Here is a 14,976-nt window from a genome sequence, read left to right as displayed (position 1 = left end):
AATTCAATTGTTTTACAGCTTCATAAACAATCAAACCCTAATTACATTTTTTACTTTTTAATGATTGTGAATTGTTTTTTATCATCATTTACCAATATATCAAGCAAGTATATTCCATTCTGCTCTTTGGAGATATCTAATGTAAATGCATTTGTAAAAAACTCTTCATCAAGAATCAGACTGCCGTTAATTGTATAAACTCTTGCAGTTATTATGAAATTTGTCGTACTGCCCAAATTCTCTATCTCAAAATTTAAAATGCCCGAAGTTGGATTCGGAAAAACCATTAGTTTGTAGTCCTTATCCAGGGAATATTCAACCGGGGTTTCGGAAAACTCCTCTGCTGATTTTAAGGGTGGGGTAACAATGGTGCGCGAAGTGCGGTTTCCGGCCTGGTCGTAGGTAAACGCGACAGACTGGGAATATACACTGTATTGCATGGCAAACAGAGCAATTAACAATAAAACTTGTTTCATGATTATTTTACCTCTAAAGTTTCAACCTTCTGCTGTAACTGTTCAATAAGCGCTTGTTGTGCTTCAAACAATTTTTGCTGCTCGATAATGTAAAGGGTAAGTTCTTCTACCTTGCGCAGCAGGATATCGTCCATTTCGCCCACGCTATAGCCGTTTTCTTTAAACTCGGCAGCGCTGGGTACCTCGGGCAAGTGTTTGTTTTCTTTCACGAAGGCCTCTAATTCGGTAAGGCTGCGGAGATTGTAGTCTTCTTCGAAAACGAAGTCGGAAGCTGGCACAGTGCCAATCACATCTATGCGTTCTGCCAAAATATCTCCATTGACAGTAAGAGTGGCTGTGGGTTTAATCGTGCCTATGCCCATTTTACCATCTTTTCCGAAGTGATAGAGTGAAGCGTTTGAGCTATTGGTAATCTGAAGGTTTCCGGTATTGTCCATTCTTAGTTTTAGGGTTCCAACTGCATCAGAAAGTTCCATTTGTGCATTGGTGGCCTGTATTTTAATACCATTGCCATCCTTTACGTGAAGTTGATTGCTTGGTGCAATAGTATTTATGCCAATGTACCCCTGGAAATAATTCCTGAAGGTTGATCCTGTTTGGTAAATTGCATACCTGTTTGTCATGGTAGCACTACCACCTGTAAGTCCGTCGAGGTACAAACCATACACATTGGTAATGGTACCAGCCCCTGCTCCGGTAAAGGAACCGAATTGGATTCTTAAACCAATTTGTTGGCTTAAAGTTCCTAGAAAATCAGAATTTTTCACAAAGGTATTTATGTTCATTCCCATTCTGTAACCAAGATCAGTCATACCTGAGGGTATTTTATAGGTATTAAAGTTATCGATATGACTAGCAATTTTGTAGTTTGTGCCAGGGGCTGGAATTGAAAATGTAGGATGCACAACCACGAAAGGATAGGTTGGATTGGTTATCTCTCCAACACCTACATTACCAGATCTGTAAGCATTTCCTGTGCTGGTGGTTGAACCTCCCCAGGTTTGTGCGTGTAGATTGAAAACAAGTGCTGCCAATAAAGTTGTAAGTGCAAATAACTTTTTCATAATGTATATTTCTAAGGTTTATTTTTTAGGTTTAATGAGTATACAAATTTTTACTCTCTATGCCTTTTTCAAAGCAATCGAAAATTATTTTTATCGCTCATCTACCTGCTTTTCGGCAAAAGAATGGTCTATGCAATCAACTTAAAAACAGCAATCGGTAAAAAACCACCACCATATTTCTCTAACCTGCATGCGGTAAGGGCAAATCCGCAAATAACCTGTGTTTTTTACCAAAATAGAGCACTTAAGGGTCAGATACTGTTGTATATTCTCTGTGTGCAAGAGTATAAAATTCCATGATAATTTTCAATATACAGCTGCAATTTGAAATCTTTCTAAATTATTTTTTGTGCGTGTATGGCTTGATTTCATTGTAGAATTGCACAAACAGCTAAGCATTAAAAATTTACAAGTGGGTCAGCAACATATTTGTTAGCACGCGTTACGCAAGCTAAACGCGCGCTAGTGAAGAGTGTTTAATTGCCCCTGGCTTAACTTAGCGCAGCGTTTTCACGAACGGAGTGAGTAACCCAGGGGCAATTAATGCCCGATTAGCCCCACTAGCGCCGATTTGCAATCGGGGCCTTGCCAATAGGAAAACTTTCGAATTTTTCAAAGAAAGGCCACAAATCATATACATATGGCAGTTGGGGGAAGCAACCTTTTTATTTGCACGCGTTACGCAAGCTAAACGCGCGCTATTGTTAGTTTTGGGAACTTCTGTTCTATTTTCAATAAAATTATTTTAACCAAATGGATAAATCATTTGGATAATATAATTATCTGCACTACATTTGACCAAACAGTTAAATGATATGGTTAATTTTTCTGAAACGGAAGAAAAAATTTTACTAGCAGCCCGCACTGTCTTTATCCGTAAGGGTTTATCAGGTGCGCGTATGCAGGAAATTGCCGACGAGGCAGGTATCAACAAAGCACTTCTTCATTATTATTTCCGAAGTAAAGAGAAGCTCTTCGAGCGCATATTCGAAGAGGTTTTGAAGAATCTCGCGACAGGGATCAGCGAAGTGCTTTCCAGTGATATTCCTATTCTGGAAAAGCTGGATAGTTTTATCGACAAATATTCCGAGGCTTTGTCGGCCAACCCTTACCTGCCGGTTTTTGTGCTCAACGAAATGAGCCAGAATCCTTCGCGCATAAAAGCCTTTTTCGAGAAAGGAGTTTTGCCGGCCATGATTAATTTCTTTGCACAGATTCAGCGCGAAGTGGGTGAGGGGAAGATAAATCCTATTAATCCTGCTCATCTGCTTTTAAATATTATGGGAATGCTTGTATTGCCCTATGCAGTAAGCCCCATGATTGCGCCAGTGCTTAAGGAAAACATGGGTATTAGTTATACCGATATTTTGGCCGAACGAAAAAAAGTGATTAGTGCATTTGTGCTTGCCGCATTAAAAAAATAAAGTAATGAAACAAACAATAGTAAACGCAGAACAATGTCCTCTAATCACAATTGAGGATCATTTTTTTAAACCTTGCAAAGGTCTTTTCGGAAAAAAGGTTTCTCAAAGGAAAATTACAGGTGTAATAATCGGTAAATTTCTTTTTTCGTTTTTTTTACTACCAATATTTGCGCAGGCTCAACCCTTAGAGCTTCAGGATTGCTATCGGCTCACAAGGGCCAATGCCCCTCAGATCAAACTACTGGCTTTGAATGCTGAAGAGCTTAAAGTGGGTACGAATAAACTCGAAAGTACAAACATGCCAACTCTAAAGGCATACGGATCTGCCAGCTACCAAAGCGAAGCTGTTCGGGTGGCTTTTCCGATTCCGGGTGTGGAACCTTTCGAACTTGATTTGTTTCAATACAATGCAGGAGTTATCATCGACCAGAAGATTTACGATGGCTCCATGGTTAGCCTTCAAAAAGATATAAAAGCCATACAAGCATCCATTCAGGACCTTGAGAGTGAGTTGGCTATTTACCAGCTAAACGAACTGGTCAATAAGTATTTTTTTGGTGTCGCACTGCTTCAAAAGTCAATTCGCATTCTTGAATTAAAAATTGAGGTGTTAAACCAACAGGAGCATAACCTTCAATCGGGTGTACAGCAGGGGTTCTTTACCGAAAGCGAGTCAGGTCGTCTTGCTGCCGAGCGTCTTACTGCAGGTCAGCAACTGATTGAGACCAATCTTTCCTTGGTCAGGTTAAAAGAAAGCCTGGGCATGCTCGTTGGCTTGAGTGGGAGTGAGCTGGAAATTGTGCTTCCCGATAGCCTCGATGTGCCCGATAGCCTTAACCGTTTAGAATATAGTTTGTTTGACGAACGTCGTAATTATTTCGACGCGGCCAGTAAGCTGTACGACCGGCAATATCTACCCCGTTTGAATGCTTTTGGTCAGACAGGTTATAGTTATCCCGGTTTGAATATGTTCGAAAATGCATCGGACTATTATTATATCGTGGGAGTGAAGTTAGGCTGGAACCTGTTCGATTGGAACCAGGCAAAAAAAGAAAAGCAGCTTCTAACGATTCAGAAAAGCAGAATCGATATTGCGGAGCAGGATTTTGAGCGGAATATCAATCTTGCATTGAAAGTGTGCATGCAGGAAATTGAAAGCCTGAGGACAATGCTTAAAAGTGATGAAGAGATTGTGAAGTACAAGGAAAATATTCGCAATACCAGTGCCTCTATGCTGCAGCACGGAACCATTACTCCGGCCGATTACCTGCGCGACCTGAACGAGGAGTTACATGCCAGATTTGTGCTCGAGCAGCATCAGATTAAATTAATAGAAGCACAGGCCATGCTTGCATATTATTACGGAATCCCATCAATTAATTAAAAAATGAAATTTATGAAATCTGCTACAGCCATTGCCTATCCAATCCTATACATCTTGCTTATACTTTTCTTAGTTGCTGGATGTAATGGCAAGAATAATACTCCCGATGCTTATGGCAATTTCGAAAGCCAGGAGGTGATTGTTTCTGCCGAAACACAAGGGCGTTTAATCATGTTCGCGATAAAAGAAGGAGACACCTGCCAGCCAGGTTCCATTTTAGCCATTGTAGATACCCTGCAGTATAGCCTTAAGAAAAAGGAACTGATGGCTAAACGGTTTGCGGCCCACTCTCAAAAGGCCACCATACATGCCCAGGTCGAAGTGTATAAGCAGCAATTGGCTACAATGGATATCGAACATAAAAGAATTAAAAACCTGCTGAACGACAAGGCGGCAACAGCCAGACAGCTCGATGAGGTGGAAGGACAAATTAACCTGGTTCAGAAGCAGGTTTTGCTTACGCAATCCAATTTATCAAACGTCGATGCAGAAATGATGGCTTTGGATGCAGCCATTGAACAGGTGAACGATTTAATTTCACGATCAATTATAAAAAGCCCGATAGCAGGTACGGTACTCTCCAAATATGCCGAAGCCGGTGAAATAGCCATTACGGGCAAGGCATTGCTTAAAATTGCCAACCTCGATGAGCTCGAAATAAAAGCGTATGTGTCGGGCAACCAATTAAGTCAGGTTGTTATCGGCAACGAAATTCAAGTGGCTATTGACGGGCCCGACGACGATTTGATTTTTTACCCAGGCATTGTATCCTGGGTATCTCCCAACGCAGAATTTACGCCTAAAAATATACAAACACGCCACGAAAGGCAGAACCTGGTTTATGCCATCAAGATAAGGGTGAAGAATGATGGGGGCATAAAAATCAACATGCCAGGCGAGGTGTATCTGTTCCCGCACAATCAAAATATGAATAAATGATTTCGCTACATCAGGTCAGTAAAAGTTTCGGTCCGGTTGCTGCACTCAGCGACATAAACCTGGAGGTGATGCCCGGAGAATTGTTTGGTCTTATTGGACCTGATGGTGCTGGGAAAAGCACACTTTTCAGGATTCTTGCTTCGTTGCTTTTACCCGATAAAGGCACGGCAAAGGTTTTTGGATGCGATGTAAACAAAGATTACCGGCAGATACGTTCTTTTACCGGTTACATGCCCGGACGATTCTCTTTGTATACCGACTTATCGGTAGCCGAGAATCTGGAGTTTTTTGCAACGGTGTACGGCACTTCAGTGAAGAAAAATTTCGACCTAATAAAAGAGGTGTATGAACAAATAGAACCCTTTCGCGACAGGCTGGCTGGTAAATTATCTGGTGGAATGAAACAAAAACTGGCCTTGTCCTGCGCCCTTATCCACAGGCCAAAGTTGCTGATTCTGGACGAACCTACCACCGGTGTCGATGCGGTTTCGCGGAAAGAATTCTGGGATTTACTCAAATCGTTAATAAAAAACGATATTACCATCATCGTGTCGACACCTTATATGGTTGAGGCCGAATTGTGCAGCCGCATTGCGCTGATACAAGCAGGCAGGCTAATGGCCATCAATACACCCGATGGAATTAAAACTGCTTATCCCCGCATTATTTTTTCGGTTCAATCCAATCAACCTTATCAATTGCTGGCCGATTTGCGCCGTTTTAATAGCCAGGCAGCAGCAATTCCCTTTGGCAGCGATGTGCATTATACCCCTAATGCCGATGGATTTGATAAGGCTGAATTAGAAAGCTTCCTCAAGGAGCAAGGCCATGAAAATATTGTGATTCAACCTGCACAAGTGCAGATAGAAGATATTTTTATAGACCTTATGTCGCAACAAAAAATCGTTTCTGCTTAAATAATTTAACCATGAGCGAAAAGCAAACAGTAATATCGGTGGCGAACATGTACAAAAGGTTTGGCAACTTTGTGGCCAATGAAAATCTTAGTTTCGAGGTTTATAAAGGAGAAATATTTGGGTTTCTGGGTGCTAATGGTGCAGGAAAGACCACAGCCATTAAGGTTTTTTGTGGTTTGCTTGCGCCAAGTACTGGTCGTGTACAAGTGGCAGGTTTCGATGTTTACACCCAAACGGAAGAAATAAAAAGAAACATTGGTTACATGTCGCAAAAGTTTTCGCTTTACGAAGATTTAACGGTGGCTGAAAATTTCAGGTTTTATGCGGGTATTTACAGGGTATCGCGTTCAGAAATAGCTTCTCGTATGCAACAGTCGCTGGAGAATGTTGGATTATCAGGTCAGCAAAACCATTTAATCTCTTCACTTCCGTTAGGGTGGAAACAAAAGCTGGCCTTTGCTGTGGCTACTTTTCACCAGCCGGCAATCGTATTTCTCGACGAACCAACCAGTGGAGTGGATCCTATTGCGCGTCGAAATTTCTGGGAGTTGATACAAAAGACCTCAGAAGAGGGTACCACGGTGTTTGTAACAACTCATTACCTCGATGAAGCTGAGTATTGCCATCGGATTTCGATTATGGATAATGGGCGGATAATGGCACTTGATACTCCCAAGGCCCTAAAGAAAAAATACGAAGTAGATAATATTTTCGATTTGTTTTTAAACATTGTGAGGCAATGAACCGGTTTATAGCTTTTGTAATAAAAGAGTTCAGGCATCTGTTGCGCGATCCGCGCACCATGATTGTTTTATTTGCCATTCCGGTTATTCAATTACTCCTTTTCGGATATGTGATATCTACCGAAATAAAAAATGCCCGCATTGCTATTCTCGATTTATCAAAAGATTCGATGACAAAGGAAATTGCCAACAAATTGCGTGCAACCGGTTACTTTACCATCGAAAAATACCTGAACAATACACACGACATCGAAACGGAGTTCCAAAAGGGAAGCATTAAGGAAGTTATTATTTTCTTGCCTGATTTTGAACGGCAATTAATACGCGATGGTGTAGCACCTCTTCAGATTATTGCCGATGCCAGCGACCCGAATATGGCCTCTTTGCTCGATGCCTATTCGCGCAGCGTCATCTACGATTTTATCGAAGAAAGGAACCATGCAAAGGGAGTAGGAGTGATAAAAACGGAATTCAGAATGGTTTATAACGAACAATTGCGATCGGCTTACCTTTTCGTGCCTGGCACCATGGCACTTATCCTCATGCTCATTTCTGCGCTCATGACCAGTATTTCCATTACACGAGAGAAAGAGTCAGGCACTATGGAAGTATTGCTGGTATCGCCCCTGCGACCCATACAGATTATATTGGGTAAACTTACACCTTATTTAGCCTTGTCGGTGGCAAACATGATTGCCATATTGCTTATTGGCTATTTTGTATTTAAAGTACCCATCAACGGAAGTCTTATCCTGCTTGCTTTCACTTGTATTCTTTTTATTCTGCTTGCTTTAAGCCTGGGGGTAATGATATCGACCATTGCGAAAACACAGCAGGTAGCCATGATTATTTCACTTATTGCACTAATGCTTCCCACAGTGTTGCTATCGGGTTTTATCTTTCCGATAGAAAATATGCCCAAAGCCTTGCAGGTTTTGTCTATTTTCATGCCCCCCCGCTGGTTTCTGTTGGCACTTAAATCGGTGATGTTAAAGGGTCTTGGGTTAGGCTATATCTATAAATACCTACTGGTAATGATCCTTATGCTGAGTGCATTTATTATTATTAGCGTCAGAAATTTTAAAATCAGGCTTGAATAGTGCATTCGACTTAATAGAAAATTATTATGCGAACCATACTTTACCTCATACAAAAAGAATTCATACAGATAGCCCGCGACAAATTCATGGGCAGGGCTATTTTATTGATGCCTCTCATTCAGATGATTATTCTGGTGTATGCAGCTACTTTCGAAATAAAAGAGGTGCAGATGCTGATTGTCGATCGCGATGGGAGCGAGACCTCCATTGAGTTGATCCGGAAGTTTTCTGCCAGCAGGTTTTTCAGAATAGATGTACTTCCCCTTAGCCAAAGTGAAATCGATGAGTCGATTAAAAGAAGCAAATACGATGTGGCAATGGTAATACCTTCCGGATTCGAGGAGAAATTTCAGAACCTGCAAACTGGCGAAGTGCAATTGCTTATTGATGCTGTAAACGGCATGGCGGCCGAATTGTCTTTGGCCTATTGCAGAGCCATTGTAGCAGATTATAACAAGGAGCTTGTGGTTGAAATGATGGGTCCAAATATTCCGTCAGCCTCTTCCATTCAGGTTTCTACTAACTTTTGGTACAACCCACTTCTTGACTACAAGATATACATGGCCCCGGGCATATTGGTGATACTGATTACTGCCATTGGCTGGTTTATGGCTGGAATGAACCTGGTGCGCGAGAAAGAAACCGGCACAATCGAACAGATCAATGTTTCGCCCATACAAAAATACCAGTTTATTGCAGGCAAGATGATACCGTTTTTAATTATCGGCCTTGCCGATTTGGTATTTGGCCTGATTCTGGCAAAAGTGCTGTACCATGTTCCTTTCGAAGGCAGCCTGATTACCTTGTTTGTGTTTGCAACGGTTTACCTTATTGCAGTGCTTGGTATTGGATTGTTTATTTCTACTGTTTCGAATACGCAACAGCAGGTGCTTTTTATTTCTTTCTTTTTTGTAATGGTGTTTGTGCTTATGAGTGGTCTGTTTACTTCGCCAGATAACATGCCGCGCTGGGGTCAGGTAATTAATTGGTTCAATCCGCTTGCGTATTTTATCAAGGTAATTCGCATGGTTTTGTTAAAGGGTTCAAGTCTTACAGACATAAAAGCTGAAATATTTCAGATGTTGTTGTACGGACTTTTGGTCAATGCTTTGGCCATCTGGCGATACCGTAAGGTGAGTTAGCAATTGATTTGCAGAATTCCTATATTCGTGCCATGAACCTGGCACTTCAAGACAGCGACCTTCGAAATTATTACGACAACGAAGAAATCATCCGGCAAACAGCTCTTCAGGTTATAAAAGACTTTTCTCTGTTTGGCCTCCAGATTGAATTTCCCGAAGATATTCAGTATGCCTATTTCCATTTGTTTCATCAGCTGGTAAACGAAGTGTCTGTGTTGCTCGACCGGCATAACACCAAACTGCTTTCTATCCTTTATCAGATTGATATTCCAGAAAAAGTTATCAGAAATGCAGCCGAATCTATGCCCGATAAAGCGCTGGCAGAAGTAATTACCGAGTTAATTTTAAAGAGAGAGCTGAAGAAAGTGCTTACACGACTTTATTTCAAACAACAATTTGAGTCAGGGACAATTATTTAGTCCGCCTGGCAGGTTTTTTTAGATTAAATTGGCATTATCATACCAGTACGATAGAATAAGCTTGTATTATTATTAATTTCAAGCATTTGTTCGTTATTTGCTAACAGACGCTTTTTACCTCCTTTGTGGGAAAAGCGCGGGGTCATCCCCTTTAGGGGAAAGAGGGGTGAGCGTGGGCAAGATTTATAATATGGTTGTAATTGGCATAATAGAGGGTAATCGTATTTTTTCTTTTCTTTCAAATATTATTTTCGATGTGGAAATAGAAAGAGCCGATTTATCTGTTGTACAAATTTTTAATACTCATTTAAACAATATTTTGAAAACCTTGTTAATGGGGTCAGTGAGTTAATCCTGAGTACACTGAAATCAATCTAATTCAATACAATACAAACAAATAACTTTAACCTGAATGAAAAATTTATTATCACTTTTTATCCTTCTTGCCTTTCTTCCTGTGTATGGACAAGATACCGTGAAGAAAGACTCTGCCTGGAAAGCCGGCGGACTGCTTAGTTTAACCATGGCGCAGGCTAATTTTAGCAATTGGGCTGCGGGTGGTGAAAACAGTTACTCTGCTAACGGGCGCGCTGGTATCTTTGCCAATTATACCCGTAATATGATTGCCTGGGAAAACAACCTCGACATGGCCTATGGTATCTCAAAGCAGGGAACATCCACCATGCGGAAAACGGACGATATTTTCGAAATTAATTCGAAACTGGGTTACAAAGCCAGCGAAAAATGGTTTTACACTGCCGTGTTCAATGCCCGAAGTCAGTTCGATAAGGGGTATCAATACTCCACAGTCGATTCGGTTGAGGATTTGGTGATATCTGAACCCTTTGCCCCTTTATACCTCAACCTGGCTATTGGTATGGACTATAAACCAAACCAGTATGCCTCACTTTTTCTTTCGCCGCTTAACATGAAAAATATTTACGTATACGATACAAAATATGCCTTGCGGTATTCCATCGATTCGGCCCAAAACATGCGCACCGATGTAGGAGCCATAATTAAATTTAAATACGAACGCAAGTTGATTGAAAATGTCGATTTTCTTACCAAACTCGATGTTTTTGCTAATTACCTCGAGTTAAAAGAAATAAAAGATGTGGATGTGAACTGGGAAATACTAATTAACCTCAAGGTATGGAAAGCACTGGCAGTGAATCTGAACACCAATTTAATCTGGGACAAAGATGTAAAGTACATCGAGTCTGATGGTTCTGCCGGCAATGCCCGTGTGCAATTTAAAGAAGTATTTGGTGCCGGCTTGGCTTATAAGTTTTAGAAATACATATACAAAAAATAAGAGGCGGTTGCATTGTTTGCAACCGCCTCTTTATTTTTAGAATTTCTTGTCAATTTCTAATTAAGTCCTTTGCGCACTAGGAGAGGTGCTACGCTAGGTTCCTGCCCTCTGAATTTCAGATAAGCTTCCATTCCTTCCATATCGCCACTGGTAGCCAGACAGAACTCTCTGAATTTAGCTGCGAGTTCTGGATTGAATATATTACCCGATTGTTTAAAAGCTTCGAAGGCATCGGCATCGAGCACTTCAGCCCACAAGTAAACATAGTATCCAGCTGAGTAATATTCGTCGCTGAAGATATGTCCAAAATAAGTGGTACGGTAGCGTGGCACTATCTCCTCGATGAGTCCAATCTTATCCATGGCAGTTTTTTCGTAGGCCACAACATCGGTAATAGAGTCCTTATCTGAGAGGGCATGGAAATTCAGGTCGAGAAGGGCTGCAGCTATATATTCAACCGTGTTAAAGCCCTGGTTAAACTGACTGCTTTTTTCGAGTTTCATCACCAGATTTTCTGGAATAATCTCTCCTGTTTTATAATGTTTGGCATACTCATTCAGCACGAGAGGTTCTGCAGCAAAGTTTTCCATTATCTGCGAGGGAAGCTCGACATAATCGCGTGGTACATTGCCTGCTGTGAGCGAATATTTTCCATCGACAAATAAAAAGTGGAGTGCATGTCCAAATTCGTGGAATAGAGTAGTAACCTCATCCCAGGTTAAGAGCGAGGGTGTTTCTGCCGATGCCTTTGTAAAATTACACACTATCGAGATTACAGGAGGAACAAGTGTATCGCCACGATAATGTGCATCGCGGTAACTGGTGCACCAGGCACCTACCTGTTTACTTGCTCGTGGATGGTAGTCGAGGTATAAAATTCCAGTATGCGAACCATCGGCTTCGGTTACTTCGTAGGCTTCTACATCTGGATGATATACCGGAATGGAGTCAATTTTTCGGAATTGAATACCATAAAGTTGTTTGGCTACCCAGAACATACCATTGCGTACATTTTCCAGCTGGAAATAGGGTTTTAGCTCAGCCTCGTCCAGGTCGTATTTTTGTTTCCGGAGTTTTTCGGCATAGTACCACCAATCCCACGATGCCAGTTTAAAGTTACCACCTTCTGCATCGATGATGGCTTGCATTTCCTTTGCCTCATTTTTTGCCTTTGCAAGGGCTTTTTCCCATAGCTGGTCGATAAACTTATATACATTCTCCGGTGTTTTGGCCATATTTTGTTCAATCACATAGCTGGCATGGTTTGCATAACCGAATAATTTTGCCCGTTCAGCCCTTATCTGAACAATGCGGCTAATTTCGTCTTTGTTGTCAAATTCGTTTGTGTTGTTACCCCGCATGGTATAAGCGCGGTAAAGTTTTTCGCGTAATCCACGGTTTTGGGCGTATTGTAAAAATGGAATCATGCTGGGTTTTTGCAAGGTGAAAATCCATTTTCCATCCAAGCCGTTTTCTGTTGCTGCTTCGGCCGCCGAGGCAATTAATTCGTCGGGTAAACCGGCCAGATCTGCTTTTTGGTCGATTACCAGCATGAAATTCTTGTTAGTCTCTGCCAATAAATTTTGTCCGAACTGAATGGTGAGTGTAGTGAGTTCTTCGTTCAAAGCGCGGAGTTTCTCTTTGTCTTCTGGCGAGAGATTGGCGCCATTGCGCACAAAGGACTCGTAAAGTTTCTCAATCACATGAATTTGTGCGGAATCGTAAGGCATTTTTCCTTCAGTCATTGGTGCATAACGCGAATCGTACACCATTTTTACTCGTTGAAAGAGTTTTTCGTTCAACATAATGTTGTCGTTATGTTGCGAAAGTCTTGGACCAATTTCGCGGGCCAATGCCTCTTTTACACTGTCGGTATGTGCACTATTCAGATTATAGAATACCAGAGATACTCTTCTTAAAAACCGACCAGACTGGTCAAAAGCCAACACGGTATTTTCAAAATCCGGAGTCTCAGTATTGTTAGTAATAGCCATAATCTCAGCTTCGTGCAGTTTTATGCCTTCTTCGAAGGCTGGCATGAAGTGTTCGTTGGTTATTTGTTCAAAAGGAGGTACGTTAAAGGGAGTAGAGTACTCACTAAAAAAAGGGTTGACCATTTCGTTTTTTTTCTGGTTGCAGGATACCACTAACAAAATGCTAATGGATGCAACAATTAATAATTTATTCATAGGTTGATTTTTCGTAATGATTAATTAACGACTTGAGATTCTATAATTTCATTGCGAAAAATATTAAAAAGACATTAAGGTTTATATTACAAAAGTCATAAAAAAAACCGGAAGTGGCTCCGGTTATTAGATTTTAGAGAAATATATCCAGCTAGATGCTGGAAGCAATTTTAAGAATCCTCTCCACAACTTCCTGTCTCACATCTACAAGTTCAGTTTGGTCAAGCCAATTCATTACTTTTTGGTCGAAATGATGCTCTTCTGCGGAAGAATTGATTGGATTGAATTTGTAGTCTGCAATGGAGGCCAGGTTATGAACGGAATAGTGTAAAGTAGAGATGTGTGTCATAGGCACGAATTGAAATATTTAAATACTAAGATTTACTAAATCAATAACGTGCGATTTGTTTAAATATTCTCTCTATTGATTCTTTTGATTTTCAGTTTTGACGAATCGACATTTTCTGTAGGTTAATTTTCTTTTGAATTACTTTAAGAAATTAGTTCTGAAGGTAAATTTCTTTTTACTTCGAATTGTGTTCAACCCACACCAACTCGTCAATTCTAAATCCAAGAGCAGCAGCTATTTCCAGGTATTCCTGCTTTACCGATTCCGGTATGGTGGTTTCACGCGCCAATATCCACAGGTATTCGGTCGATTCACCTGCCACCAAAGCGTATTTGTATTCGCTGTCGAGCGCAATCACATGGTAACCTCCGTAAAAGGGACCAAAAAACGAGACTTTCAGGCTGGCGGTATTGGGTTCGTCAAGCATCTTAGCCTTGCCAATGGCTTTTTTCCATTTCCCTGTTACATAATTGTAGCCTCTGTTTTCTACCCGAATGTTGCCATTTTCTTTTAAAGAGTAGAAGGCTGTGGTGTTATTAAGGTTGCGCTCGAACCGAAAGTCCATACGCGCAATTTCGTACCATTTCCCAAGGTATTTCTCAGTCTCAAATGGACTTACCGGGCTTGCTCCTTTTGGAATTCCAATCTCAGAATTACATCCTGCTAGGCTTAAAAGGCCTATTAAACTATTTCGAACTAACTTTAAGAAATTCATAGAGTTATTTTTTTTGTGAGCTTCGATTTAAGTTTTTAAAATATGGATCCATTATAGGGTCACAATACTTATTCAAAGTAACTCAAAATTAACAAAGAACCACAGGTTTGCAATAAACTTGCAAACCAGGTTCTTTGAATCGATTCGTTTGTGCGAAACAAACTAAGCCATGTTCAGGCTAAGGTTTTTTTCTTCAATAAGTTTTCGCAGATTAATCAATGCATAACGCATACGACCAAGCGCAGTATTGATGCTTACGTTGGTGTGCTCCGCAATTTCTTTAAAGCTTAACCCGCAATAGTGACGCAGAATAATTACTTCTTTTTGGTCGCTTGGAAGTTCCTTCACCAGCATACGAATGTCTTTGCTTATTTGTGTGTTGATGATTAAATCTTCGACATTTTTTTCGGCCAGTTTCTGCGAGTTTAATATATCTCCCTCGTAATTGTCGCGTGAGATAACCTGCAACTGTTTTTCTTTGCGGTAATGGTCGATAATCAGGTTGTGAGCAATACGCAAGACCCACGAAAGAAATTTTCCATTGTCTTTGTATTTGCCTGCTTTGAGCGACCGGATAACCTTGATAAAGGTATCCTGAAAGATATCTTCGGCCAGGTGCACGTCTTTTAATCTATAATAGATATAGGTGTATACCTTTTGCCGATGTTTATTGATAAGTATTTCGAGACTTGATTGATTGCCTGAAAGAAAATCCTGCACCAAGTCAAGATCATCCAGATTTTGATAATTCACAGCTACCTCCTCTTGTATTGGTTAATAGTGAAGTAGATGTATTT

15 protein-coding genes are annotated in these 14,976 nt (G+C 40.8%); 9 read left to right on the top strand and 6 right to left on the bottom strand.

What is annotated here, in order from left to right:
* Positions 1 to 50 precede the first annotated feature (50 nt).
* On the bottom strand, positions 51 to 476 hold the full coding sequence (locus tag IPM71_02260) for a T9SS type A sorting domain-containing protein (GenBank protein ID QQS51570.1): 426 nt from the start codon (positions 474 to 476) through the stop codon (positions 51 to 53).
* A 2-nt stretch (positions 477 to 478) separates the two neighbouring features.
* The gene (locus tag IPM71_02255) at positions 479 to 1,540 is read right to left on the bottom strand and encodes a hypothetical protein (protein ID QQS51569.1); all 1,062 of its coding nucleotides are present in this window, start codon (positions 1,538 to 1,540) and stop codon (positions 479 to 481) included.
* A gap of 815 nt (positions 1,541 to 2,355) precedes the next feature.
* Here IPM71_02255 and IPM71_02250 point away from each other — a divergent pair.
* The 9 genes from IPM71_02250 to IPM71_02210 all read left to right on the top strand — a co-directional run bounded on the left by IPM71_02250 (position 2,356) and on the right by IPM71_02210 (position 10,905).
* Positions 2,356 to 2,964: a TetR/AcrR family transcriptional regulator gene (locus IPM71_02250; protein QQS51568.1), complete on the top strand. Its 609-nt coding sequence runs from the start codon at positions 2,356 to 2,358 to the stop codon at positions 2,962 to 2,964.
* A 4-nt stretch (positions 2,965 to 2,968) separates the two neighbouring features.
* Entirely contained in the window at positions 2,969 to 4,348 is a 1,380-nt protein-coding gene (locus IPM71_02245; GenBank protein QQS51567.1) for a TolC family protein, read from the top strand.
* Between the two features lie 12 nt (positions 4,349 to 4,360).
* Positions 4,361 to 5,287, top strand: a complete 927-nt coding sequence (locus tag IPM71_02240) for an efflux RND transporter periplasmic adaptor subunit (protein ID QQS51566.1) — start codon at positions 4,361 to 4,363, stop codon at positions 5,285 to 5,287.
* A complete protein-coding gene (locus IPM71_02235) occupies positions 5,284 to 6,204 on the top strand; it encodes an ABC transporter ATP-binding protein (protein QQS51565.1) in 921 nt (306 codons plus the stop codon). Before IPM71_02240 ends, IPM71_02235 begins: the two co-directional genes overlap by 4 nt.
* Positions 6,205 to 6,215: 11 nt before the next feature.
* The gene (locus IPM71_02230) at positions 6,216 to 6,947 is read left to right on the top strand and encodes an ABC transporter ATP-binding protein (protein ID QQS51564.1); all 732 of its coding nucleotides are present in this window, start codon (positions 6,216 to 6,218) and stop codon (positions 6,945 to 6,947) included.
* Entirely contained in the window at positions 6,944 to 8,047 is a 1,104-nt protein-coding gene (locus IPM71_02225; protein ID QQS51563.1) for an ABC transporter permease, read from the top strand. The genes IPM71_02230 and IPM71_02225 overlap by 4 nt, the downstream gene beginning before the upstream one ends.
* 26 nt (positions 8,048 to 8,073) lie before the next feature.
* Positions 8,074 to 9,189: an ABC transporter permease gene (locus IPM71_02220; GenBank protein QQS51562.1), complete on the top strand. Its 1,116-nt coding sequence runs from the start codon at positions 8,074 to 8,076 to the stop codon at positions 9,187 to 9,189.
* Between the two features lie 32 nt (positions 9,190 to 9,221).
* Positions 9,222 to 9,608: a hypothetical protein gene (locus IPM71_02215; GenBank protein QQS51561.1), complete on the top strand. Its 387-nt coding sequence runs from the start codon at positions 9,222 to 9,224 to the stop codon at positions 9,606 to 9,608.
* Positions 9,609 to 10,020: 412 nt separating this feature from the next.
* A complete protein-coding gene (locus tag IPM71_02210) occupies positions 10,021 to 10,905 on the top strand; it encodes a DUF3078 domain-containing protein (GenBank protein QQS51560.1) in 885 nt (294 codons plus the stop codon).
* Positions 10,906 to 10,982: 77 nt separating this feature from the next.
* Here IPM71_02210 and IPM71_02205 read toward each other — a convergent pair whose 3' ends face one another.
* The 4 genes from IPM71_02205 to IPM71_02190 all read right to left on the bottom strand — a co-directional run bounded on the left by IPM71_02205 (position 10,983) and on the right by IPM71_02190 (position 14,932).
* The gene (locus tag IPM71_02205; GenBank protein QQS51559.1) at positions 10,983 to 13,115 is read right to left on the bottom strand and encodes a M3 family metallopeptidase; all 2,133 of its coding nucleotides are present in this window, start codon (positions 13,113 to 13,115) and stop codon (positions 10,983 to 10,985) included.
* A 151-nt stretch (positions 13,116 to 13,266) separates the two neighbouring features.
* A complete protein-coding gene (locus IPM71_02200; GenBank protein QQS51558.1) occupies positions 13,267 to 13,464 on the bottom strand; it encodes a hypothetical protein in 198 nt (65 codons plus the stop codon).
* Between the two features lie 175 nt (positions 13,465 to 13,639).
* Positions 13,640 to 14,179 (bottom strand): lipocalin family protein, encoded by a 540-nt coding sequence (locus tag IPM71_02195; protein ID QQS51557.1) that lies wholly within the window; start codon positions 14,177 to 14,179, stop codon positions 13,640 to 13,642.
* 162 nt (positions 14,180 to 14,341) lie between these two features.
* Positions 14,342 to 14,932 (bottom strand): sigma-70 family RNA polymerase sigma factor, encoded by a 591-nt coding sequence (locus IPM71_02190; GenBank protein ID QQS51556.1) that lies wholly within the window; start codon positions 14,930 to 14,932, stop codon positions 14,342 to 14,344.
* Between the last annotated feature and the right edge of the window lie 44 nt (positions 14,933 to 14,976).

Source organism: Bacteroidota bacterium (assembly GCA_016699695.1).
In the GTDB taxonomy this organism is placed as follows: Bacteria; Bacteroidota; Bacteroidia; order Bacteroidales; family UBA10428; genus UBA10428.
The sequence above is the reverse complement of the archived record's forward strand: the minus strand, read 5'-3'. Positions and strand labels throughout refer to the sequence as shown.